At 40.2% G+C, this 25789-nt stretch carries 20 protein-coding genes; 10 read left to right on the plus strand and 10 right to left on the minus strand.

Features of this window, described 5'->3' with window-relative positions:
- Window positions 1–30: 30 nt before the first annotated feature.
- Window positions 31–1260, minus strand: coding sequence for an EAL and HDOD domain-containing protein (locus HUU81_RS05715; RefSeq protein ID WP_199611301.1), 1230 nt, complete (start codon window positions 1258–1260; stop codon window positions 31–33).
- A gap of 352 nt (window positions 1261–1612) precedes the next feature.
- Between HUU81_RS05715 and HUU81_RS17565 the strand changes: the two genes are divergently transcribed.
- The gene (locus tag HUU81_RS17565; protein WP_199611302.1) at window positions 1613–2515 is read left to right on the plus strand and encodes a methyl-accepting chemotaxis protein; all 903 of its coding nucleotides are present in this window, start codon (window positions 1613–1615) and stop codon (window positions 2513–2515) included.
- A gap of 76 nt (window positions 2516–2591) precedes the next feature.
- On the opposite strand, the gene HUU81_RS05725 is transcribed toward HUU81_RS17565, so the two are convergent.
- From HUU81_RS05725 to HUU81_RS05755, 7 genes are all read right to left on the minus strand, one after another.
- Complete coding sequence (locus tag HUU81_RS05725) at window positions 2592–3143, minus strand: septation protein A (RefSeq protein ID WP_199611303.1); 552 nt, start codon at window positions 3141–3143, stop codon at window positions 2592–2594.
- Between the two features lie 193 nt (window positions 3144–3336).
- Complete coding sequence (trpA, locus tag HUU81_RS05730; RefSeq protein ID WP_199611304.1) at window positions 3337–4143, minus strand: tryptophan synthase subunit alpha; 807 nt, start codon at window positions 4141–4143, stop codon at window positions 3337–3339.
- Window positions 4143–5345 (minus strand): tryptophan synthase subunit beta, encoded by a 1203-nt coding sequence (trpB, locus tag HUU81_RS05735; protein ID WP_199611305.1) that lies wholly within the window; start codon window positions 5343–5345, stop codon window positions 4143–4145. Before trpB ends, trpA begins: the two co-directional genes overlap by 1 nt.
- Before the next feature lie 11 nt (window positions 5346–5356).
- The gene (trpCF, locus tag HUU81_RS05740; protein WP_199611306.1) at window positions 5357–6736 is read right to left on the minus strand and encodes a bifunctional indole-3-glycerol-phosphate synthase TrpC/phosphoribosylanthranilate isomerase TrpF; all 1380 of its coding nucleotides are present in this window, start codon (window positions 6734–6736) and stop codon (window positions 5357–5359) included.
- A 32-nt stretch (window positions 6737–6768) separates the two neighbouring features.
- Window positions 6769–7809: an anthranilate phosphoribosyltransferase gene (gene trpD / locus HUU81_RS05745; RefSeq protein WP_199611307.1), complete on the minus strand. Its 1041-nt coding sequence runs from the start codon at window positions 7807–7809 to the stop codon at window positions 6769–6771.
- A 1-nt stretch (window position 7810) separates the two neighbouring features.
- Window positions 7811–8434 carry an aminodeoxychorismate/anthranilate synthase component II gene (locus tag HUU81_RS05750; protein ID WP_199611308.1) on the minus strand — a complete coding sequence of 208 codons (624 nt, stop codon included), beginning with the start codon at window positions 8432–8434 and terminating at the stop codon, window positions 7811–7813.
- A 3-nt stretch (window positions 8435–8437) separates the two neighbouring features.
- The gene (locus HUU81_RS05755; protein ID WP_199611309.1) at window positions 8438–10045 is read right to left on the minus strand and encodes an anthranilate synthase component 1; all 1608 of its coding nucleotides are present in this window, start codon (window positions 10043–10045) and stop codon (window positions 8438–8440) included.
- Between the two features lie 1011 nt (window positions 10046–11056).
- On the opposite strand from HUU81_RS05755, the gene HUU81_RS05760 reads away from it, so the two are divergent.
- From HUU81_RS05760 to rluB, 6 genes are all read left to right on the plus strand, one after another.
- Window positions 11057–13129: a hypothetical protein gene (locus HUU81_RS05760; protein WP_199611310.1), complete on the plus strand. Its 2073-nt coding sequence runs from the start codon at window positions 11057–11059 to the stop codon at window positions 13127–13129.
- Between the two features lie 243 nt (window positions 13130–13372).
- Entirely contained in the window at window positions 13373–14212 is an 840-nt protein-coding gene (gene rnm, locus HUU81_RS05765; protein WP_199611311.1) for an RNase RNM, read from the plus strand.
- A 35-nt stretch (window positions 14213–14247) separates the two neighbouring features.
- On the plus strand, window positions 14248–14868 hold the full coding sequence (locus tag HUU81_RS05770; protein ID WP_199611312.1) for an L-threonylcarbamoyladenylate synthase: 621 nt from the start codon (window positions 14248–14250) through the stop codon (window positions 14866–14868).
- 19 nt (window positions 14869–14887) lie between these two features.
- Window positions 14888–15745, plus strand: a complete 858-nt coding sequence (locus HUU81_RS05775; RefSeq protein ID WP_199611313.1) for a segregation and condensation protein A — start codon at window positions 14888–14890, stop codon at window positions 15743–15745.
- Window positions 15746–15803: 58 nt separating this feature from the next.
- Window positions 15804–16424 (plus strand): SMC-Scp complex subunit ScpB, encoded by a 621-nt coding sequence (scpB, locus tag HUU81_RS05780; protein ID WP_199611314.1) that lies wholly within the window; start codon window positions 15804–15806, stop codon window positions 16422–16424.
- On the plus strand, window positions 16417–17271 hold the full coding sequence (rluB, locus tag HUU81_RS05785; RefSeq protein WP_199611315.1) for a 23S rRNA pseudouridine(2605) synthase RluB: 855 nt from the start codon (window positions 16417–16419) through the stop codon (window positions 17269–17271). The genes scpB and rluB overlap by 8 nt, the downstream gene beginning before the upstream one ends.
- Before the next feature lie 79 nt (window positions 17272–17350).
- Here the strand turns inward: rluB and HUU81_RS05790 are convergent, their stop codons facing one another.
- Window positions 17351–18097 (minus strand): YciK family oxidoreductase, encoded by a 747-nt coding sequence (locus HUU81_RS05790; RefSeq protein WP_199611316.1) that lies wholly within the window; start codon window positions 18095–18097, stop codon window positions 17351–17353.
- A 204-nt stretch (window positions 18098–18301) separates the two neighbouring features.
- Here HUU81_RS05790 and HUU81_RS05795 point away from each other — a divergent pair, with 204 nt between their 5' ends.
- Window positions 18302–20758: a VolA/Pla-1 family phospholipase gene (locus HUU81_RS05795; protein WP_199611317.1), complete on the plus strand. Its 2457-nt coding sequence runs from the start codon at window positions 18302–18304 to the stop codon at window positions 20756–20758.
- 122 nt (window positions 20759–20880) lie between these two features.
- On the plus strand, window positions 20881–21882 hold the full coding sequence (sohB, locus tag HUU81_RS05800; RefSeq protein WP_199611318.1) for a protease SohB: 1002 nt from the start codon (window positions 20881–20883) through the stop codon (window positions 21880–21882).
- Between the two features lie 140 nt (window positions 21883–22022).
- On the opposite strand, the gene HUU81_RS05805 is transcribed toward sohB, so the two are convergent.
- Window positions 22023–23378, minus strand: coding sequence for a dicarboxylate/amino acid:cation symporter (locus HUU81_RS05805; protein WP_199611319.1), 1356 nt, complete (start codon window positions 23376–23378; stop codon window positions 22023–22025).
- Between the two features lie 191 nt (window positions 23379–23569).
- Between HUU81_RS05805 and HUU81_RS05810 the strand changes: the two genes are divergently transcribed.
- Window positions 23570–25750 carry an Ig-like domain-containing protein gene (locus tag HUU81_RS05810; RefSeq protein ID WP_199611320.1) on the plus strand — a complete coding sequence of 727 codons (2181 nt, stop codon included), beginning with the start codon at window positions 23570–23572 and terminating at the stop codon, window positions 25748–25750.
- The last annotated feature ends 39 nt before the right edge of the window (window positions 25751–25789 follow it).

Consider the following 25789-nt stretch of genomic DNA (forward strand, 5'->3'; position numbering starts at 1 on the left):
TAGCGTCGATGCGAACTATTTTAATCTTAGCTAGCTTTGTTCATTCATCGCTTTCATCTGCTCATTAGACCATTGAACAGCATCGTGGTAAATATTTGGAATTTGTTGAGACGGCAGCGTTAACTCTGCTATTTTCTCGTTAGCTTTATCCCAGTCAGCACTTTCATAGTGTTTTACCAGTGTTAAGTAATCCGCTAATAAACCCTCTCCATTAATTAATGCATTTTTGATATCTTGAGCTAATGGCAGCTTTTCTAAAACGCTTTCCATTTTTTCATCTAGTATTGCATCAATTAATGACATCATGCCGGTCAAAAATGCCATCGGTGTGTCTTGAATTTTATTGTGTAGCTCTGCTAAACCTTCACAAAAGCGAGCACGGGTCATCGCCATTCCCATTAATTCAGCAGGTTTGTCATTTGATACTTGCGCTGTGAACAGTACAGAAAGGAATTTTTTAAGTTCAGCACTGCCTAAAACAATCAGTGCTTGTTTAATGGTACTAATCTCGGTGCGTCTCTTAAATGCGGCGCTGTTTGAATATCTCAATAATTTATATGAAAGATTAATATCACGTTCAAATACTTGAGTGATTTTTTGTAAATCCATCTCAGATTTAGAGGTTTCATACAATAATTCAGCGAGTGTCATTTGAGAGGGAGACAAGCTTTTAGCGTGCATAATTTCAGGCTTTGAGAAAAAGTACCCCTGAAAATATGCAAAACCTAATGATTTTGCGGTCTCAAATTGTTCATTTGTTTCAACTTTTTCAGCGAGTAATTTGATGTGCGGGTAGGGCTTTAATACCGTAATTAACTGCTTGATATCGTCAATTGAACTAATTTGAAAATCAATTTTAATAATATCGATATACGGGAAAAAGTGTTTCCAAACAGGTTGATGCTCATAGTCATCTAATGCAAGCGTATAGCCTTTCTCTTTTAACTCTTTACACTCTCGCAGTAATCGCTTACCTGGTTGAACAGTTTCTAACACTTCAACCACAACTTGGTGATTAGGAATCAAAGTGGGATATTTTTTTTGAAGTGTTTCAAGGGTAAAGTTAATAAACGCAGGCTTGTCTCCAGTAAAGTCTTCTACACTAAATGCAAATTGACTCCCAGTAATTATTTTTGAAGTAGCTTCATCTCCATCAATATTTGGGAATACGTTGTCAATTCCTTCTCTAAATAAAAGTTCGTAAGCAAAAAGCTCTTTATTAACATCTAAAATTGGCTGACGAGCGGCATAAAATAGCATAAGGAAACGTCCATACAAAAGCTAATGAGATAAGGTCTGTGAACCACTGTTTTTAAGGAAGATAGCACTTTATACAAAATAATGGAACATGGTCACTAGCGTGTATTAACTACGGTGGCTACATTTTTCAATAAATTGTTTACTGTTTATACAAATAAGGTACAGCCTGTATTTGCAGGTAGAGGGTTTCTACTGCATTTTTCCCACCACGTTATAGACAACTTTATAACTGACTTTTAAATTAATGATGTATAAATGAAAATTTTTGCTAAATTAACTTAAGGTGTAATTGTTTTTACCGATATAACTGATATGTGATTGTTTGAACAAAATAATTAAGGAATAAAAAGCTATGTTGAGTTGGTTGAAACCGAGCATTCCAGAAGGGCAAACCCTTGTTGATACGCAAGAGCTGCAAGAGTTAAAAGCAAAAGCAGCGAAACTAGATGAAATTTCGGGAAGTGCTGCAGGAGAATTAGCTGAAGAAATTGCTGTTGCAACACAGCAAATTAATCGCTCAGCTAATCAAGACATAGCGCAACTAGAAGACAGTCACCGTATTGTAAGTGGTTTTGTTGATCAATCCCGCGATATTGAAAATTTATCTCAAACCTCTTTTGAGTCAGCATCAGAAACAAGTAGTACGAGTAAAGACTGTATTGATCAAATTAATACCTTAGTGTCGAAAATTGGTAACTCTGCTCAACTTATTTCTGAGTTTACGGATTTGTTATCGAGCTTGAGTGAGAACAGTAAGAATATCGACCACCTAGTAGAAGCGATTAAAGGCATTGCTGAGCAAACCAACTTACTTGCGTTAAACGCTGCAATTGAAGCCGCGAGGGCTGGTGAACACGGTCGTGGTTTCGCCGTTGTTGCGGATGAGGTTAGATCATTAGCAAATACGGCGAACAGTTCAGCCGATCAAATTCAAACTGAAATGAAAAAGATAATGGATATTTCAGACTCAATTATTACCAAGCAAAAAGATGTAGAGGTATTAATTGATGAAAGCGTGTCAATTGCTGACGAAACCTCAGAAAAGCTAAATACACTGACTGGCATTGCTCAAGAAAGCTCGAAGTCGGTTGAAAGTGTTATTGATCAAGTCAGAGAGCAAGTTAGCAATTCAGATATGATTGTAGAACAAATGGGAAGAGCATTAGGCTCGTTAAGAGCGTCTTTAGAAAGTGCAGCTCGAGCCGAAGAATTAAGTAATACGTTGGTTTATGAAGTTTCCCAAATGAAGCGCTAGTGTAATTGGGTTAACCGCTGAAGCTAACAGCGATATACTCTGTTAGCTTCACTTTGGTGATAGATAATTTAGGTAGTTATTGCTCTTTCTTCTCTTCTTCTTCCTCAGGTAAATACTTGTAAATCATTAAAATATTAATGAATACAAACACAAAAGTAATTGCCGTTATGCCAAATACCTTGAAGTTAACCCATGTATCCTGAGACATACTAAAAGCAACATACACATTTGCTACCGCGATGAGAAAGAATAAACTGGCCCACGCAAGATTGGTGCGATCCCAAATGTTATTCGGCAATTCTAACTTTTCTTTTAAACCTTCGCGTAGTAGATTTTTTTTGAAACCGTAGCGGCTAACCAGTAGCGCTAAGCCAAATAAGCCATACACAACGCTAACCTTCCATTTTAAGAAAGTGTCGTCTTGAAAAAACAACGTGAGTCCACCTGCAAAAAGTACGAACCCGTATAGCACTAAGAGTCGTTTACTAACCGTTTTTTCTGTTGCGTATATATAGGCGACACTAATAACAGCACCTACCATTAAAGCGCCCGTTGCCCAGTAAATATCAAATAGTTTATAAAAAACAAAAAAAACAATTAACGGGCCATATTCTAAGATAGCTTTCATTCAGAATTCCAAGTTCAAAAGTGAATCAACTTAGTGAACAAACAATGTTCACAGAGTAGATGATACCAAGGAGCCTAGACGAGTAAAAGAGTAATCTAGCGATGGGCTACATGATTACAGGTAGTGCTTGGTGCTGAGTGTTTGGAAAGGCTGTGTAGAAAAACACAGCCTATTAAGGCGGGAGGTAAAATAATTATTTGGTGGCTTGTTTCATATTTTCAATAAACTCCCCCAGTTGTTTTAGCATCGAACTTTCATCATCCAAATGCTGCTCGATAATGTTAACGACTGCAGAACCTGAAATAGCACCCGCTGCACCATTAGCAATTGCTTCTTTTACATGTTCTGGTTGTGAAATACCAAAGCCTAAAAGTGGTGGCGCAGCATGGTAGTTAAGCAGTTTCTTGATGGCACCCTGAGCTGGCATTTGAGCAACGGTCTCAGTACCAGTTACACCCGCGCGGCTAAGTAAATAGGTATAGCCTCGGCCATAGGATGCTAATTCACGTAAACGATCATCGCTGGCGTTTGGTGTGGCAATGAAAATAGGTGCAACGTTATACTTTACTGCTGCTTGACGAAAAGGCTTGCACTCTCTTAACGGCACGTCGGCAACTAACACCGAATCGACACTTATTTCATTCATTAATGCGTAGAAATTGTCGATTCCTTTTGCCATAACTAGGTTGCTGTATAACAGCAGGCCGATTGGCATATTAGGAGCGTACAGTCTTATTTCACGTAATAATTCGAAGCAGTCACTTGGTGTTACTCCAGCGTCAAGTGCTCTAATATTTGCCGCTTGTATGGTCGGCCCATCCGCCACGGGATCTGAAAACGGTATGCCTAGTTCTAACGCATCGGCACCATTATCGATGAGCGTTTTAATTATGCGTAATGATGTTGAAAGGTTGGGATCACCAATAGTAACAAACGGAACAAATGCTCCTTGTTTTTGTTCACGTAAGTGATGAAACATGGCGTCATAACGGGTATTCATTACGCTTCTCCTTTGGTAGATGAGGTTGGCTCTAAAATCGCGTGAACGTGGGCTAAGTCTTTATCGCCTCGACCAGATAAGTTAACCAGTAACACTTGCTCTTGTTCAGGATTTTCTTTTGCTAATTTTAATGCATATGCTAGTGCATGGGAGGACTCAAGAGCTGGGATGATTCCTTCGCGCTTCGCTAAATCTTGAAATGCGCTTAATGCTTCTTCGTCTGTGGCAGCAACATATTCAGCACGACCAATTTGCATTAAGTGAGCGTGCTCTGGCCCAACGGCTGGATAATCAAGTCCAGCCGATACCGAATACGACTCTTCAATTTGACCATGCTGGTCTTGCATAATGTAAGTAAAGGCACCGTGCAAAATACCAGTAGTCCCTTTATTTAATGCTGCACCATGTTCGTGCGTATTAAGTCCTTTTCCTGCTGGTTCAACACCGATAAGTTGTACACCATCTTCTTTGATAAAATCGCTGAACATGCCAATTGCATTCGAGCCGCCACCAATACAAGCAATGACTTTATCAGGTAGTTGTCCCTCTGCTTTGAGCAGCTGCTGTTTAGCTTCTTCGCCAATCATTTTTTGAAACTCTTTCACTATAGTAGGAAATGGATGAGGGCCAGCTGCTGTGCCAAGTAAATAATGCGCAGTATCGTAGTTTGCTGCCCAGTCGCGGAGTGCCTCATTTACCGCATCTTTTAATGTGCCGCTACCTGCTGTAACTGGAATGACTTCAGCACCCATTAATTTCATTCTGAATACGTTTGGCTGCTGACGCTCTACGTCCTTCGCCCCCATATAAACGCGGCATTTTAACCCTAACAAGGCGCAGGCTAACGCTGTTGCGACACCGTGCTGACCAGCACCGGTTTCTGCTATCACTTCTTTTTTGCCCATGCGCTTTGTTAGCAACGCTTGGCCTAGCACTTGATTGGTTTTATGTGCGCCACCATGTAGTAAGTCTTCGCGTTTTAGGTAGATTTTTGTTTTAGTCCCTTTGGTTAAGTTTTTACATAGTGTAAGCGGTGTAGGGCGACCAGCATACTCTGTGAGTAATTGGTTAAACTCGGCTAAAAACTCAGCGTCTTGGTACGCGTCAGAAAAAGCCTGTTCAAGCTGTTCAAGTGCGGGTACTAGCAGTTCAGGAACGAACATGCCGCCGAACTCGCCAAAATAAGCGGATAATTTTTTCATTACTCTATGTCCTAATAGTGTTTAATTTTTTCGAAAATTTGATTGATTTTAAGCAGATCTTTTTTACCCGGACTCACTTCTACCCCTGAGTTTATATCTAGTCCGTTTGCTGCAATATTTAGGGCTTCATCGATGACATTTGGATTGATACCGCCAGCAAGAATGAAGTTATCATCTAAACTTAAATGACTTAGTAATGCCCAATTAAACTGTCTACCAGTTCCGCCACTTACCCCTTCGCCTTTAATTGCTTTTGTATCAAATAGCGTGCGGTCGGCTAATTCATTGATTGTTGCAGAGGTATTTGAAATTGCGTGCGCTTTAAATATTTTGCATGTTTCAGGTAATGTTTCTTTTAGTGTTTGTATGTATCCGCTACTTTCATCACCATGCAGTTGCACAGCGGCTAAGTTCAGTGCATTTACGATTTTTAATACGTTATGTGTAGGCTCGTTTACAAAAACCCCTACATATTCAAGGGGAACCGTTTGCGTAATCGCTTTAGCACAGTCTAGATCTACATAGCGTGGTGACTTGGGATAACAAATTAACCCGCCATAAACTGCGCCAGCCATGTATGCAGCTCTGGCATCAACTATTCTAGCTAAGCCGCATACTTTGTTTTCGCCCCAAATAAGCTTCTTACAAGCAACATCTAAATTTGGTTCTGCCATTAAAGAGCTGCCAACAAGAAAGCCATTTGCAACGTTACTGAGTGTTTTTACTTGTCGATGAGTATAAATGCCAGACTCTGAAATAATTAATCGGTCTTTAGGAATAAGTTCAGCTAACTTAAATGTAGTGGCTAAATTAGTTGATAAGTCCCGTAAGTTACGATTATTAATACCTATGATTCGCGCATTTAAATTTATAGCACGTTCAACCTCTTCTTCATTGCTGACCTCAGTTAACACGTCCATATTAAGCGAGCTGGCCAATTCAGCTAACTGTTTATACTCTGCATCTTTTAGCACTGAAAGCATCAGCAAAACAGCATCAGCGCCTACATGCCGAGCTAAATAAACTTGGTATTCATCAATAAAAAAGTCTTTACAAATAATAGGCTGTGACACCAGTGCTCGAACTTTTTGTAGATTCTCAAAGCTGCCTTGAAAATACTTCTCGTCGGTAAGAACGGATATACAGTCAGCATAATTTTTATAAACTGAGCAAATCTCATTAAGATTAAATTCAGGGCGAATGAGGCCTTTAGAAGGAGATGCCTTTTTACATTCAAGAATGAAGCTGGTTGTGGGTTTGGCCAAAGCGTCATAAAAACTCACTGATGAGGGTTGTAGATTATTTACAAATGTACTTAACGGATGAGATTTTTTGCGTTGTATGATTTCATCGCGTTTGTCAGCCACGATTTTTTCTAAAATATTAGTCATGATTTATACTCTTTTTTTATTCTTCAATCGTGTTACTGCTTTATAGCGCCGCTATGGCTTAGCTCGGCAAATTCGGCTAATAATTGCATTGGTTTACCACTTTGCAATACCTCTAAAACAAATGAACTTGCTGCTTTATAACTTGCTTGCAACCCTAGCATGACCAGAAGTGGGGCTACATTAATGGCAATCACGGCATTGTGTGCCTCAGTACCTTTGCCAGCCAATATTGCTTTGGTAATTAAGGCATTTTGCTGCGGGCTGCCGCCTTCAATATCTGTTAGCGTGTATGTGCTTAGTCCAAAATCGCTTGGTGACAGTGTGTATTCTGTGATTGTGTGATTTCGTAAATGTGCGACTTGGGTTTCACCATGAATCGCCATTTCGTCAAGTCCGGCGCCATTGACAACCATGGCTTGTTCAACACCTAAATTTTGTAAAGTATGTGCAATGGTTTTGATTAGCGCAGGATCATAGACGCCCATTAACTGAAAGTTGGGGGCAGCAGGGTTGATTAAAGGCCCCAATAAATTAAACAGAGTGCGGATTTTTAAGCCAGTTCTAACTGGCATTGCGTGTTTTACACCTTGGTGATAATGCGGGGCAAAAAGAAAAGTAAGGCCTGTTTCATCTAAACATGTTCGGGCAACTTCTGGCGACATGGTTAAGTTTATGCCTAGTTCTGTTAATAAGTCTGAAGATCCTGATTGAGACGATACGCTCCGATTGCCATGCTTGGCAACTTTAACCCCGCAGCTAGCTGCAACAATAGCTGCGGTAGTAGAAATATTAAATGTATTGCTGCCGTCCCCACCAGTGCCACAACTATCAACAAAGTCATAATCTGGACGTGAAAATGGTAGCGCATTGTTTTTCATAGCAATGGCTGCACCAGCAATCTCTTCAGCTGTTTCACCACGAACTTTCAGTGCACTTAATGCCGCTGAAAGTTGAATGTCTGATACTTCACCTTGCATGATTTTATCAAAGAAAAATGTGCAACTGGCCTGATCCAATTGGCCGCCATTTAATAACACGTTTAATACATCTTGAATGGTATTAACCTGACTCATGCTATATCTCCTTCACACTGCTTGTTGTGTTGTTCTTTGTTAAATAGGCCAAACACTGTTGAATTAAGGTTGCGCCTTGGGTTGTAAGGATGGACTCGGGATGAAACTGTAAACCAATGATGCAGGCATTTTCATGGATAACAGCCATAGGAACAGGGAAATGTTCGTCTTCAAACTGTGCAATTACAGAGAGTGTACTTGGAATCGTGGTTGCCATTAATGAGTGGTAGCGCGCTACACTCATTGAGTGGCCTAGGCCTGCAAATATAGGGTGAGAGGTTAATTGAATATCAGACACTTTACCGTGTATTGTTTGCCCAGCTTTACCTACTGTGCCACCAAAATGCTCCACAATGGCTTGATGCCCTAAACAGACACCTAACATCGGGTAATTACCCTCACAAAGCTGTATTATTTTTAATAGGTTTCCAGCCGTACTGGGTTTGCCCGGTCCGGGTGAAAGGACTAATACGACCGGCTCGTGCTCTACATCCATCGACGCTTTAATAGCGTCAGCACTCACATTGTTGCGGTAAATTTTTAGGTTAAAGCCTAACTGTGCAAATTCATCAACCAAGTTATAGGTGAACGAGTCAAAGTTGTCGATTAAATATATTGTTGTCATGGCTTAACTCTTATTTTGGCTTTGTGTATTGGCGGTTTGAATGGCTGTAATGACAGCTTGTGCTTTCTTACGTGTTTCGTCTGCTTCTGCTTGCGGCACAGAGTCAAATACTACGCCAGCACCTGCTTGAATATGCGCCTTTCCATTTCGAACAAATGCTGAACGTATCACAATGCACGTGTCCATTTCTCCTTGCCCCGTTAAATACCCTACAGCACCACCGTAACTGCCACGACGTTTTTGTTCAGTATGGCGAATTAGCTCGGCGGCTTTCACTTTTGGCGCGCCAACCAAGGTGCCCATATTCATACAAGCTTGATAGGCATGAAGGGCGTCTAAATCTTCTCTAAGCTGCCCCTGAACTCGAGAGACTAAATGCATTACATGTGAATAACGGTCTACTTGAAGCAGGTCTTTAACAAAGCGAGTGCCACTTTTTGAGATTTTAGCTACATCATTTCTTGCTAGGTCAACAAGCATCATATGTTCAGCTTTTTCTTTCTCGTCATTTCTTAATGAAAGCTCTATGCGACAGTCCAGATCTAAATTAATACTTCCATCCGCATTGCGTCCACGGCCTCGTGTGCCTGCAATGGGATAAACTTCAACGGTATTATGAGTGGCGCAATATTTTAGTGCTGACTCAGGCGAGGCGCCAAATAACGTAAAGTCACTATCGTTAACATAGAACATATATGGGCTTGGGTTTTGCTCTTTGAGGACTTGGTATGCATATAACGAGTCTGGGCAGTCTAAGGTAAAAGTACGAGAGGGCACTACTTGAAATACGTCGCCTTCAACAATGTGTTGCTTTAGCTTTTGAACTTGCAGGCAAAAAGCGTCATCACTAATGTCTACCGTTATGTCGCCGTTCGTTGCTGGTATGGCGTTTCTGGTTAGAGGTGGAATAGTCGACTGTACAGTTTGCTGTAACATTTCTAAACGGCGACCTATAGCAAAACAATTTGCAATAGCGTCTTGACCAGAAAAAACATTACCAATTAATTGGGTTGTTTTTAATTTATGATCAATAACGAACAAGGTTTCTGCTAAGTAAAAAACATAATCAGGGCAATTATTTTCATGTGAAGAAACGTTTGGTAACGACTCAAAGTTAGCAATCATGTCGTACGCAAAGATCCCGCCTAAAAATACCGCAAAGGGTTGTTCATTATTTGCTGAGATACTATTTAGCAGCGTTCTTATCCCATCAAATGAGTTTGTTGCCTTTAACCTAGAGTCTTCATCATACTTTGTTAAGGTGTTGGCAAAGGTAAGTGTGAGCGTTTTCCCTTCAAGGTGAGATGTAACTTTGTCAGTATGAAGGTGGTTAGCCTGATGCTGTAAAAAGGGCAGTAGACTCATGCCGTTTTCAGAGAGAGCGTCGAGTGTTACTTGCTGTGCGTTGCAGCTAATTCTTAATGCACTGTCAATGAGCAGTATACTTTTTAAATTATCTTTACTGCTCACATCTGCTGACTCCAGCAGCATGTTGTTTTGAGTAGATTGGCTTAACTGAGCAAACAGCGCGAGCGGATCTTCTATGTAGTCCGCTTCAAGCGATATGCTGGTAACTTCACCTGGGTGATGATTAATATTGCTAAATAACATGCTAATTCCACTTAATTTTTCTATTTAAATTGACATAAAAAAACCCGCTAATATAGTGAAGCGGGTTTTCTCTTAACTTATAACGACCAACAGTTGGCCACAGTTAATGCTCCCGCTTGCGAGATTGCCACCACCATTGCCAGTTGTTTGCACTGTAAACGCAATTTGTATAATTATGTTGATTAACATCACGGTGCTCTTTACAGCTTATTACTTTTTCTGTGTACATTTGTTCAATGTAAGCGACTGCGCTCATGTTATGCCTTGTTATAAAACTTTTTATAAAATATTGAAAGCTATAAAAATTATTTTTATCTGTCTGGTTTAAATTGTGTTGAAAACTAAAACTCAGACATAAAAAAACCCGCTTTATGCGGGTTTAATGAAACTGGTTATCTTCGATAAAACTGATAACTACACGTTACACGCCACCCTTAAAGGTTGCGCCACCACCATTTAGTAGAATGTGTAGAAGAAGTTTTATTGAACATAATCATTATCACCAAATATTTTAAATATCACCGTATCGTTTGGATATTGAAATATTACTATCTCTCTATCCAGTAGTGCTTAGTAAAACAGCCTACTGCTAACGTTGTCAATCCCCCTTAGGATATTTATTTAAAAAACGTTTATGTTTTAGAGTATTTATATAATGGTTGTATTTCCCACCTTGTAGTTTATGAGCTCCGCAAGTTACTTAACAAAATATTAATGAAATCAAAAAGAAAGCCATTTACAGTCCCTATTATCGGGTTAACATTATGTTTTTAAAGGATTGTTTTTATTTTCAAAGTGTAAATAAATGTTGCTCAGTATTGCTTTGAACCGCTAAAATTTGATTTTAAGTGTAGTTGTGAATAGCAATATCCATAACAACATACCGCACTTAATAAAAGCGAAAACATGCATTTAGCGTTAGCTTTCAGATCTTCATTAAGTTTTTGCAAGCTCATCAGTAAGTGCATGTGGCAGCCAATATATAAATATAATAAATTGAGAAATTTAAACATGAGATTTAAACCTTCAACGTTACGTTTTGCTGTGTTAGGAGCAATCACTTTAGCGGGCACGAGTGTTGCCCATGCTGCTGATCTTTCAGGCCTTCATGGCTTTAATAACCAACGCGTTTTGAATGTAATGCAGGCAAGTAAAAATGCTGCGCAAAATGCGAATCTAACTATCGGCGCACAATTGAGTCAAGATGGCATGAAAGTGGACTATCAATTAGGTCCATTTAACATTGGTATTCAGTGTGCTGATGGGTGGGAAGACGTTTCTTCAGAGTACCTAAATGCAACAGGTAATCACAGCTATTATTTTTGTGATAGCAGCGCCACACTTTCTGGCTTAAATGGTGTGATGACTAACATGTCACCAAACTACATGTTAGTGGGTAGTGACGGTCAGTTTTATGGTGAATTGTCTGATTTACCAAACAATTATGTAAGCTCGGCATCTTCACAGTTTAACTTTATGTCTGCGGGTGGCCCAAGCGTAGCGTTCGGTATTGCTAATGGCCTAGTGATGCAGAATATGATTGATGTGAACGGGGATTGGGGGCTTGAATTTGGCTTAAAAGATACTCAGCACTATTTCTTATTCGAATTTGACACCAATGCTGGTGCTGAATTTATGAGTGGTTCATTAACAGCAAGTTCAGATACTGGTGGTCAGAAATTTAGAGTGATTTTCGACCCACTTGACCCAATGGGGTACGTTGAAGGTGACGTATTAGGCAGCGGAGGCTGGGTGCCAAGCGGTGTAAGTGACGACTCTTTAGCGGTGGGGGTTTCATACCATGGTTACATGACTTTTACTGCTAACTATCCTGTATATGACGGCAATGAGTGGGTTGGTCTAGACGGCAGCGATCCATATACGTTAGATGGTAACTTGTTCGTAAAAGGCGGCTTCCAACTTGGTCAATATCCACTGTATGTGAACGGTCACATGATGGTTGATTTAGACCCTGGCAATGTTGGAAACATGAAAGATGTTTTCAAACTGCTTATGCCAATGTCTGCTATTAATAGCGTGAACATCGCCTCTAATGCTGAACTTGAAGCTAGCTTAGGTTCAGTTGGCCCTCTTGATCTTAGTTTAGTGCTAGGAGAAGGTACTTGGTCTTGGAATAAAGATTCTGACGTATTGTCTTTTTGGGCTGAAGATACCGTTGACTTTAGCAACATGGGAGGCGTGGGTAATGAAGTTGTACGTCTTTTAAACCAATCAAATATGGATACTGATCCAAACTTTAAAGCAAATGGTTACATAAAGTTTGGTGGTAATTATGGTATTCAGGACTTTTCATTTTACGCTGAAAGCGACATTAAAATTGCTGGCTTAGATATGCTAAATGGTTACCAGCAAATTGATATGTCTGGTTTAACATTATCAGGTACAACAAAGGTAATGGGCACCGACCTTACGGCAAGCGTTAAAGCAAGTAAATCAAGCTGTAGAACAGAGCTATCTAGTTCACAATCTTTAAATATTGGTGGCAAAAATTTAAGTAGCGTATCTGTTGACTTGTGTAAAGGTGCCGCTGGTATTGTTGATGTTGTGGGTTATCTAAGTGTAGCGGGTGAACAAGTATTGATGGCTGGTCAAGCTGCGGCAAATGCTGCTGCAACTACATTCAGCAGTGCTAAAGAGAAAATTAACGATATCTCTGATTTGACGGTTAGCTTGGCTCAGTCTGGCGCAGTAAGCTTTAGTAACGGTAAAGTATCGGTTGGTGGCAAATCGTTTAATGTAAAAAACGTTGCTCAGTCTGCTGGTAAGATGATAGCTGATGGTATCAATAGCTTCTCTATTAGCCCTAAGCTAAATCTAGGTGTTTTTAAATTTGAATCATCTATTAGCTATAACGCTAAAGTTGAAGCGGGTGTAGCAAAAATTAAATACACAGGCTCGTTCAAAATAAAAGCACGCAACTGGAAAGGTAAGTGGAGAACGAAAGCTCAATCATCAAAAAGTGGCACTGCTAGAGTAGATAGCGGCGGCGCGTACATTAAAGTTGGTGATGTTTTCGGTCAAAGCTGGTTACCTGGAAAAAGCACTAAAATTCGTTTCTGGTAATATCTACAAACGTTGTTTTTTAGGGTACATCCCAGTTTAAGAACATAGCGTTAACTTATATCAGCCACGCAAATAAGTATATTTAGCGTGGCTTTTTTGTAACTTCTCACTTTCATAAGGCATTAAACCTTGTGTTGCTTTGGTTGATGGGGGAGTCGTGTTAGTATGTGTGCATTCCAATTATTGCTTATGCACGCAGCCATAGCGCAACGCGCTCGTAAAACCTAAGGCGATTCACCTTACATGCATCAAATTTATGATCTTCATTCCCATACAACCCATTCGGACGGAAATTTAACGCCAATTGAGCTTATCGATCGCGCTATAGAGAGAGGTGTAAATATTCTTGCTATTACCGATCATGATAATATTTCGGCCTTACCGGTTGGGCAGGAATATGTAAGTAATTTACAACTACCATTAACACTAATAAACGGCGTAGAAATTTCAACATCGTGGACAAGTTTTGAGATCCATATTGTTGGTTTGAATGTTGATGTGAATTGCGAACAATTTCAGCAGCGGCTGTTCACGCAGCGTGAAAAGCGTGAAGAACGCGCACAGGAAATTGGACGACGCTTAGCCAAGGCGGGAATAGTCAATGGTTATGAAGAAGCTAAGAAACTAGCCGGTGATGCCGCGATAAGTCGTACGCATTTTGCAAAATACTTGATTCAGTTAGGCCACGCCAAGTCAATGCAGGGTGTATTTAAAAAGTACCTTGGTCGTGGGAAAACTGGCTATGTCCCAAGTCAATGGATTGATATTGCAACAGCTGTACAGTGGATTCACGATGCTGGTGGGGTAGCAGTAGTCGCGCATCCTGCACGTTATGATATGACCGCAAAGTGGCTGCGCCGATTATTAATTGAGTTCAAGAATGCAGGTGGAGACGGTATGGAGGTGTCTCAGCCACAACAAGCATTGTCTGAACGGCAACAAATGGCAATATACGCTAAAGAATATGGACTTTATGCATCGGTTGGTTCAGACTTTCATTATCCATCGCCATGGACAGAGCTTGGAAGAAATTTATACCTTCCGAAAGGTTGTGAACCAATTTGGACCCTGTTTCAACACTAATGATTACGTTTCACCTAAATTAGGATAAATAATAAATGAGCCAGTTTTTCCACGTGCATCCAGAAAACCCACAAGCACGTTTAATTAATCAAGCTGTTGAAATTATTAATAACGGTGGTGTTGTTGTTTACCCTACCGATTCAGGCTACGCAATTGGTTGTCATTTAGGTGATAAAAAGGCGTTAGATAGAATTATTCAAATCCGTCAACTTTCTAAAGAGCACGACTTTACTTTAGTGTGCAAGGATTTATCAGAGCTTTCGGTATATGCGCGGGTTGAGAATACTGCGTTTAGGTTGTTAAAAAACAATACCCCTGGAGCCTATACATTTATTTTTAAAGGTACCAAAGAAGTACCAAAACGCTTGTTAAATCCAAAAAAGAAAACCATCGGTATTCGGGTTCCCGATCACAACATTACACAAGCGTTAGTTGAAGCACTAGACGAGCCATTAATGTCGACGTCGTTAATATTGCCGGGCAGTGAGTTTTCTGAAACTGATCCTGATGAGATCCGCAATTATTTAGAAAAGCAGGTCGATTTAATTATTCATGGTGGTTATTTAGCAGAAGCTCCAACTACAGTGATTGATTTTTCTGAAGGGGATGCAGAGATAGTGCGGGTAGGGCATGGTGACCCATCACCGTTTGAATAATTACTTCGTATAATTTTTGATGACAAAGCAACAAGTTACGAGTAAACAAGCTGAGGTAAAAGATAATTTTACAGATATAACGGTTCAGCAGCCACTGCCATTAGCGTTTGTTAGAGGTGAAGTGGTAGTTGAGCAACCGGAAGATCTTTATATTCCTCCTGAAGCACTTGAGGTGTTTTTAGATGCTTTTGAAGGACCACTCGACTTTTTGCTTTATCTAATAAAAAAGCAAAAATTTGACATTATCGACTTACCGATTCAAGAAATTACTTTGCAATACATGGAGTATGTAGAGTTAATGAAAGACTTAAAGCTTGAATTAGCGGCTGAGTATTTAGTTATGGCTGCAATTCTAGCTGAAATAAAAAGTCGACTATTACTACCAGTTCATGCGCACCCGTCAGATGAGTTTGACGACCCTAGAGCTGAATTAATAAAACGCCTTCAAGAATATGAAAAGTATAAACACTCTGCGCAGGAGCTCGATTTATTACCACGTGAATCGCGCGACTTTTATCTTGCAAATGTTGATGTTGCTGAGGGATGCTCACCAACAATCATATTACCCAACGTGGCGCTGCAAGACTTAGCCATCGCCATGCAACAAGTTTTAAAACGTGCTTCTGCATTTAGTCACCACCATATCGAAAAAGAAGCACTTTCTACCCGAGAAAGAATGAGCGCTATTTTAGCTTACTTAAATGGTACCGATGGCTTTGTACCCTTTGAGGCCTTGTTTACTGTTGAGGAGGGGAAGCAAGGTGTGGTAGTAACCTTTTTAGCAGTGTTAGAACTGATTAAAGAGTCTTATATAGATATTGTTCAAACAGCGCCTTTTACGCAAATCAATGTTAAAGCGCGTCACTTTCAGGCATAATGTCGGCCAAAATACTCCGCCTAACATTAGGCTAGTCAACAAACAATGAAATAACGATATGGCGACAAAGATAACGGATGAACAATTAAAACAGCTGATTGAAGCCGCTATTTTTGTATCTGATACGCCTCAAACAGCTGCATCGTTGAAAGCGACTGTGTTATTAGATTTGAATGTGAGTCATTCTCGTATTAATAAAATCATAAAAGATTTAGAGTTAGATTACGTGGCTAGAGGGATAAACTTAGTTAAAGTTGCATCGGGTTATCGATTTCAAAGCAACACATCGCTAAGTCCTTGGTTGTCAAATATGTGGCAAGAAAAAGCGCCGAAATACTCCCGCGCTTTACTCGAAACGCTCTCTTTAATTGCGTATAAACAGCCAATTACAAGAGGTGAAATTGAAAATATTCGAGGTGTTAGCGTAAGTTCTACTATTATTAAAACGCTAATCGAAAGAGATTGGATAAAAGTGATTGGTCATAAAGAGGTGCCGGGCAAGCCCGCACTGTATGCGACAACTAACGAGTTCTTGAATTATTTTTCGTTGCAAGCGTTAGAGCAATTGCCAGAGTTACAAGATGTTTCAATATCTGATTTAAACAGTCAAGGAGAGTTAACCAGCTCTCTTCAACAAAATAAAGAATACAACAAAGAAGAAGTCACAATTAATGAGTGAAAAATTGCAAAAAGTACTTGCGCGAGCAGGTGTAGGATCGCGTCGTGAGATGGAGTCTGTCATTGCAGAAGGGCGCGTAAGCGTTGATGGCAAAGTAGCTACATTGGGCGATCGTGTTGAACCAACTCAAAAAGTAAGAGTTGACGGCCGCGAGATAAAAATAAGCAGTGAACAAGACACGGTTTGCCGTGTACTTATGTACCATAAGCCTGAGGGTGAATTATGCACTCGCCATGATCCTGAGGGCAGAAAAACGGTATTTGATCGGCTACCTAAGTTAAGAGAAGGACGTTGGATTGCGATAGGTAGGTTGGACATAAACACCAGTGGCTTGTTGATGTTTACCACTGATGGCGAACTGGCTAATCGTTTAATGCATCCAAAATTTGAAATTGAGCGTGAATATGCGGTACGCGTATTTGGTGAAGTTGATGATGCAATGTTACAGCGTTTACGCAATGGCGTAACCCTTGAAGATGGACCAGCTAAATTCAAAAGCATAAAGAATGCGGGTGGAGAAGGCATTAATCATTGGTTTCATGTAATGCTAACCGAAGGTCGCAATCGTGAAGTTAGGCGCCTGTGGGAATCTCAAGGGGTGCAAGTTTCGCGATTAATTCGTGTACGTTATGGCGATTTAGAGCTTGAAAAATCACTACCGCAGGGCGGCTGGAAAGAGCTTGAGTTAGGTAAGGTGAACTACCTGCGTAAGTTAGTTGAGTTAAGACCCGAGCGAGAAACGAAAGTTAAGCCAATAGAGCGACGTTCTGCTAAGAGAAAGCAAACGGCACAAATTCGCAGAGCGGTAAAAAAGCATAATATCAGAAAGAAAAGCGGTAAGAGTTAATTAATCGTTTTGAGCTGTATGAGTCATGATCAAAAAAGGTGCGTAAAGGCACCTTTTTTAGTGTAAAACTAGTCAAAGGCTAGTTTTTTGGTTGAGCATCAATTGATTGACCTGTTGTATTCACACTTTCATCAGACATTAAATATAGATACGGTGACATAATATCTTCAGGTGTTTTAAGGTTTTCAACGTTCTCTGACGGGTACGCTTTTGCGCGCATCATCGTACGCGTCGCGCCAGGGTTAATACAGTTACAGCGAATGCTTGTATTTTCAAACTCATCGGCAATAGTTTGCATTAAACCTTCAACTGCAAACTTTGAGGTAGAATAAGCACCCCAAAAAGCCCTGCCTTTTCTGCCAACACCGCTTGAGGTAAAAATGATTGATGCATTTTCAGCTTTTTTAAGTACAGGCAGTAGCGCCTGAGTCATTATAAACGGTGCATTAACATTTACCTGCATAATATCTAGCCAGTCTTTTTCTGCAATATGTGCAAGCGGGCTTAACGCAACAAATAAACCGGCATTATGCAAAACACCATCAAGCTTACCGAACTGTTGTTCTATTGTTGATGCCATATCAATGTAGTTTTGCTTAGTTGCACCACGTAAGTCGAGCGGAATAATAGCTGGCTGCATTTTATTTAAAGCCACAATCTCATCGTATACGTACTCAAGTTTTTGAACCGTTTTACCTAATAAAATTACAGTGGCTCCATATTGAGCATATGACAACGCGGCTTGACGGCCTATACCATCACCAGCACCTGTGACTAATATTGTTTTACCTTCAAGACAGCGGTCACTTGCTCTAAAATTATGCATTTTAGCCCCTTTATTAGTGAATTATGGAATTTTTTGCGCATAGTAGCGTTTAGCCTAAAAAAATGCACGGGAATTAAGCTAGAATGAGGAAATTCTGGTAGCTTATTTTTTTATATTGGGTTAATTTAACTGGTCTAAGGTGTTATACCATATAAAATATAAATCAGAAAAAGAACAAAAATATCTGCATTTTGGGGAGAAAAAATGAAAAAGCTATTATTGAGCATTTCGATAGCAAGTGCTCTAGGCCTGACAGGCTGTGGCGGTGGAGAAAGCCTAGAAGATGTTAAAAATAACTCTGAGCCTGTTGTAGCAGCATCTCGAGTTCTATTCGATCCTTCCAATGGTGTTTTATCTGCGCCGAACGATTTATTATTTAGTGGCACTACCGATGGCACATTAAACATGCCAGACGAATCAGCAGCAATAGCTGCAGGCATGGCGCCTGACTATTCTGATCCGGCTGTTGCACTGGGTGCATTGGATGGTTGGTCGACTCAAAACCCATTTGTGATTAATTTAGCTTTCGACCAAGGCGTTTCACTTAATGCTGATTCTGCGCAACAGCCAGGCTCGGTAAGAATTTATGAAGTAGAGCTGACTGGCCCATTGAGTGCTGATGCAGAGTGTCAAGCGGCTCCACAAGCTGGATTACCATGTAAGCCAATTGCAGAGCTTACGTTTGGCGTTGATTTTGTGACCAAGGCTCAAGGCAGTGGCGTAGCGGTTGTTCCACTGAAGCCGCTTAAACCTGCGACGGGTTATATTGTTGCGTTAACTAATCAGTTAAGTGATAGCAATGGTAATGCACTTCAACCTTCTTCAACCTATGGCTTAGTAAAACAAGATATTGAAACTAAACCATTGGCAACCGAAGCTCAGCTTGGTCTACAAAAAGTTATTAATAATTATGAAAATATAGTACAAAGCTTTGGTGTAGATAAAGAAGCCATTATTTATACATCAGCGATGACAACGCAATCGGTTGGTAATGTGCTTGGAACTGTGAAGCAGTTAATGGCTGCAAATCCAGCACAAATGCCTGCTGTTTCAGTAACAAATACAGGTGTAACTGTATTTGATGCGCTTGTTTCACAGCAACTATTAGACCCTACCGATCCCAATTCAGCTGTATTTAAAACGGCACAATTGTACTCAGGTAGTATTACGGTTCCTTACTATTTAGGTACTCCTACACTTGAGCTGGATGCTGAAGGCAATCCTAGTGTTAACTTTACTCCTTGGAGTGCTGCCTGTGATAGTGCCGCGACTTTAGCAGGTTTTGTTGCTCAAGGTGGAGAAATACCACAGCAGCCAGTAAGTGAAAACGATGGCTTCTGCCAGCTGGTAAGTAGTGGAACGTTACGTGATTTAGGTGTTGATACAGCTAGACATTTGACAAAATATAACACTATTCCAGAGGTGAAAAGCCTACAGACGCTTGATGTGCAAATGACAACGCCTGACATGACCATGATGAATGGTGTTCGTGCATCTTTAGGGCTGTCGCCGTTAACAATGCCGGAAGCAGGCTGGCCAGTTGTTATGCTACAACATGGTATCACTTCCAAAAAAGAAGATATGCTAGCAATTACTGGCGCATTATCTTTGCAAGGCTTTGCAACAGTTGCAATTGATCACCCATTACATGGTTCTCGCGGGTTTGATTTAACTGGAGATGGTGTTGATGAAGTAAATGCGTCAACCGTTTCTGCTACTCATTATTTAAATTTAGCTGACTTACTAATCGGTCGTGATAATTTACGCCAAAGTGTGTCTGACATGCTAGCATTACGTCTTGGTTTAAATATGACGACCGGGGCTGATGTAGATGGCAGTACAGTGTATGTGCTAGGTCACTCTTTAGGTGCTATTTCATCTACTAAATTTACTGCAGTGACGAATGCACCAACTGGTGTGCCAATGTTGGATGCATCTTATCAGGTTAAAGCTGCCTCTTTAGCGATGCCTGGAGGCGGGATTGCTCCATTGCTTATTGAGTCTGGTTCATTTGGTGATCTCGTGAAAGGTTCAGTGTTACTTGGTACTGGGGATAATATTTCTGCTGAATTAGCAGCATTTATAGAAAACCAACCCGACGCTGCATGTATTCCACTTGCCGCAAGTGCTGAAGCATATGCTGCATGTCAAACAGATGCATATTTAACTCAACTTGTTACTAATGGTGAATCAGCGAAGTTAGCGCAAGTATCAAGCACGATGGCTAGCTTCACCTTTGCAGCGCAAACTGTTATTGATGCGGGCGATCCTAACAACTACGCTCAACATATTGTGGTGAATGAAACACCAGTGCATATGATTGAGGTTGTAGGTGACGGCGACCAAAACTTAAGTGACCAAGTTATTCCAAACCAAACAGTCAACACGCCACTTGGCGGCACCGAGCCATTGGCAGGTATTATGATGTTGAATGGCATTTCTGACACTACAGCAGTTGCTGAAGGTAATGTGTCTGGCATTGTAAGGTTTACTAAAGGTCATCATAGCTCTATTCTTGACCCGCGCACACGTGACTCTTCACCAGATGCTGCGATGAGTGCACGGGCTACTGCTGAAATGCAGCAACAAGTTGCTACCTATTTTGCTAGTGGTGCTAAAGTGATTTCTGTAACTGACTCAGAGGTTGTTGCTGGAAACTAACATCTAGTTCAAACAACTAAATTGCTTTATATATTAGCCCGGCTTAGTCCGGGCTTTTTATTTTTATAAATATCCCAATATTAGTTCAATGAACTTGTATGTGATGAAGTAAAGGATAAAAAGTGGAATTTTTATATGATTATGGTTTGTTTTTCGCGAAGGCGGTAACAATAGTATTAACTGTATTAGTTATTGTGGGTATTGTGGTGGGTGCTACGGCAAAACCTAAAGCGAAAAGTGGTGAACTTGAATTAGAAAATCTTTCTGAGCATTTTGAAGATGTTAAGCACTCTCTAGAGGCTGAAATCCTGTCCAAAGACGAATTAAAACAGCTTGAGAAGAAAAGAAAAAAAGAAAGTAAGAAAGCACTAGAAAATAAATCGAGATTATTCGTAATCGATTTTAAAGGCAGTATCGACGCTCATGAAGTCGCATCATTAAGAGAAGAGATAACGGCACTTTTGACATTCGCTAATGAAAAAGATGAAGTATTAGTAAAAGTAGAAAGTGGAGGAGGTGTGGTTCATGGTTATGGCCTTGCAGCATCGCAATTAAAACGCATTAAAGACGCAGGTATTAAGCTAACTGTTGCGGTTGATAAAGTGGCCGCGAGTGGTGGCTATATGATGGCATGTGTAGCTGACAGAGTAGTAGCGGCCCCGTTCGCAATTTTAGGCTCAATTGGTGTTATTGCACAATTACCAAACTTCAACAAACTACTACAAAAGAACAATATTGAATTTGAACAATTAACTGCTGGTGAATATAAGCGTACTCTGACGATGTTTGGAGAAAATACGGAAGTTGGAAGAGCAAAATTTCGTGAAGAACTTGAAGAGACACATACTCTTTTTAAACGCTTTGTTGAAGAAAATAGACCGTCGCTCAATATAGCAGAAGTTGCTACTGGTGAGCACTGGTTTGGCACCCTAGCGAAAGAAAAGGGATTAGTAGACGAATTAATAACGAGTGATGATTATTTAATGAATCAAAAGGATAAGATGATTTTTGCTATTAAGTATAGCGAGAAAAAAGGACTGGCCGACAAGTTGAATATTCCGTTCACAAAAGCCATTGATCACGTATGGAATAAGGTTTTTCAACAAGGCATAAATCGTTATTAAACGTGACGATAATTAGTGATTGCTAGAAAGACCACGCAATAAGCATCGAAAAGGTGCTTATTGCGTAGAAAAGATACATATTATGTAACTCTTTTAGAACAATAGAGAGCAGTAAAACTCGTTACAGCCTCATCGTCTTACTAAGCTTTTTCTGAGCTCCCGTGTAAATGGTGGAAATCTACCGACTCAGCTTCAGTACCTGCTGCTGGGTTATTAAATACGTTCGCATCAAATTCTTTTTCTGATTTACCCACTATACATGAAACCATACAGTCACCGGTTACATTCACAGCGGTACGAGTCATATCTAGTAAGCGATCTACACCTATAATTAGTGCTATCCCTTCAACTGGTAAGCCAACTTGCTGCAATACCATGGCTAACATGATTAGCCCTACACCAGGAACGCCTGCTGTACCAATTGAAGCTAGAGTTGCAGTTAAGATTACCATTAAATAATCAGACACTGTTAAATCTACATTAAAGGCTTGCGCAATAAATACCGTGGCAACACCTTGCATAATTGCAGTGCCATCCATATTGATAGTTGCGCCCAACGGTACAGTAAAAGATGCAATACTATTTTTTACACCAAGCTTTTTAGTCGCTGTTTCTAGTGTTACCGGCATAGTTGCATTACTACTAGATGTGCTAAACGCAAACAGTGTTGCATCTTTCATCTTCTTTAAAAAAATAGCAGGATTTAGCCCAGTAAGCATCTTCAGTAGGACAGGGTAAACCACTAGTGCATGTATAAATAACACCGCTAAAACTAACCCAAAGTACAGTGAAAGTTTTATAATTATACCGAGGCCAATCGTTGTGAATAGCTTTGCCATTAAACAAAAAACACCATAGGGTGCTAAATTCATTAAAATGGTAACCAGCTTCATGATCACAACGTTTAAGTCTGAAAATAATGTATTTAAACGTTCACCGGTAGTGCCAGATAATGCTAGTGCAATGCCAAAAAGCAATGCAAAAACAATAACCTGTAACATGTTCCCTTTTGCCATAGCATCAATGGGGTTAGTTGGGAACATGTCAATAAATACTTGTGCTAATGATGGTGCTTCCTTAGCTGTGAAGTTAACATCAGCTGTTAAATTCGCGCCGACGCCTGGTGATACAATCAGGGCAAGCGTTATCGCAGTAGTGATAGCGATCGCTGTGGTTAGTAAATATAAGCCAACGGCTTTTCCGCCTAATCGGCCAAGCTTAGAGGTATCGTTTAACGAACAAGTACCACATACCAGTGATACAAACACCATAGGTACCACAAGCATCTTCAAACTTGATACAAATATTTGCCCACCGATATTAAAAATACCGTCTACAAAAAATTCCTTTACAGAAAAAGTAAAAACGCCAAGATCTAACGCAAGCGGGTTTTGGCCACTGTCAGTCAGAAGATTAAAGAACATGCCAACCGTTATACCTAAACCCATACCAATCAGTATGCGTGTGGTAAGACCTAGTTTTTTATTTGAAGTCATAGATGTACTCATATAAAAATAAGTAATTAGATTATTTTTGTTGTTGTATAAAAGCGTAGATTACCAGTCTCGGGATATTTTTTCAGTGAGAATTGTTAATTTTTTTAACTTAATAATGACGCAAGAAAGAATATTGAGTTAAGATAGCGCTCTAATAATTACAAACAATAATTTTGCAAGGGAGTAGTTTCATGCAAATGATTCGCCTATTTGGGGCTATATTTATTTCAATGATTTTGGCAGCGTGTGGCGGAGGGGGCTCCCTTTCTAAAGACAATAACAACGGGGGAGGTACTACTGGAAATGAAACATTCGTACTTTCTGTTACTGCCACAGGCGTAACTAGTGGTGATGAGTCAAGAGTCGTCTCTTTTGACGATCCAGTCCAAATTTCCGTCAAAGTCACAAACCAAAGCGGTGCAGTTCAATCTGGAAAAGTCGTTAGCTTTTCAGTTGAAGATGGCACGCTGTTTTCTTTCTCGAAAGAAAACTTGAAAGCAATTACAGATGCTGATGGTGTAGCGACGATCCAAGTATCGCCTACGACTGTGAGTGGCGCTGCAACAGTAACTATATCGCTTTCAACAGGCGAACAAACTACGATTGGTCTAGAGTCGCTAGGTGATTTCCCTGTTGGAAATATTGCAATTGGAGAAGTAAATCTACTTGCAGATAAGCTTCAGCTTAATACAGGTATTAATGATAAAATTGAGCTAACGGTGCTTGTTAAAGATATTAATAACAATTTGCTGGCCAACCAAAATGTGAGCTTTTCAGCTAATAATGACGCTGAAATATTAGTGACTCAAGCATCAACAGATGATTCTGGACAGGCTACGGCAATTTTAACGACGAAAAACAACCCTCAAAACCGAACGATTACAGTCTCTGCTACGGTAGGCACAACCTCTTCTTCTTTAATTGTTGATGTTGTAGGAACTGGCATTGACGTAAATGCGCAATCATCAGCGGTATTAGATGATGTAATTACAGTAACTACATTAGTCACAACCTCTGAAGGGATACCTCTTTCAGGTGTGCCGTTGGTTATTACCTCTAAAAACGGTAATGCAATTAATAATGCTACGCCAGTAACAAACTCTGCGGGACAGGCAACAATTTCTTACACCGGTACAAATAGTGGGCAAGACATTTTGACGGTTTCAGGTTTAGGTGTAAGTAGCACAATCACCATTGATGTTCAATCGGACGTATTCACTTTTGTAAATGCGAAAGGTAAAGAGCTTGAATTAAACAAAAGCAGTATGATAACGCTTAATTGGTTAAAAGATGGTGAGCCTGTAGAAGGGGAGTCTATTTCATTTACTTCCACTCGAGGTACGGTAACCAATGTAAAAAGTACGGATGAAGACGGGAATGTAGAAATTAGCTTATCGTCAACTACGTCTGGTCCTGCTTTAGTTAGAGCGGTTGCGCAGGGTAGTAATGAAATGGAATTGGTCACACAAGTTGAAGTTGAATTTGTAGCGGTTGATGTTGATTCGATAAATGTTCAGTTGTCCCCTGCTTCAATTGGTCCTAGCGGCGAAACAAGTACAGTTACAGCAATTGTGCGAGATAACGAGGGCAATTTAGTTAAAAATAAAACTATAAACTTTTCTGTAGATGATGTGAGCGGGGGAAGCTTATCACCAGCTTCAGATACAACTGACTCTCAGGGGATCGCATCTTCAGTTTATACCTCTAACTCTATCTCAGCAAATAATGGAGTCACAATTACAGCCACTGAAAGTGTTTCAAATAAGTCTGACAGTGCATCTATTACCGTTGCTGATAGAGCATTATTTTTCCGTTTTGGTACATCATCAGTAATTAAAGTGGAAAATGAAGAGACTACGTATTTACAAGATTATGTGGTGTTTGCGTCAGATGCTGATGGTAATGCTATCGCGAACCAAGAGTTAACAGTTTCGTTTGTACCTATCTCATATGAGCTGGGTGCTTGGTGCCAGAAGAACAAAGATGGTGAATTTGACTCTTACCTACCTTTATCTGCACCAGGTAATGAATTTCCATCTGAAGACGTGAACCGTAATGGTATTCTTGATGCTGGAGAAGATGCTAATAATGATGGTTTTATAACACCTGGTACTCCTTGGACTATTTCGAGTAAGGTAATTACAAATGAACAAGGAGCTGCGTTAATTGAGCTTCGTTATCCTAAACAGTACGGGGTTTGGGTTAAAGGAGATCTCTCTGTTTCAGGTAAAGTGAGTGGAAGTGAGTCAGTGAGCACAAGAGAAGTTCAATTAACTTACTTGGTTGATGATGCTAAGAAAGAAGGCGCTCCACCTCCAGAAAACCCTCTGGGTGATGGTGGATTGGAATGCCCAGATCCTAATACTCTCTAAGACTATAAATTTTTCTCTTACGCTATAGGTTAAGTTTAG

This window comes from Flocculibacter collagenilyticus (assembly GCF_016469335.1).
Taxonomy (GTDB): Bacteria; Pseudomonadota; Gammaproteobacteria; order Enterobacterales; family Alteromonadaceae; genus Flocculibacter; species Flocculibacter collagenilyticus.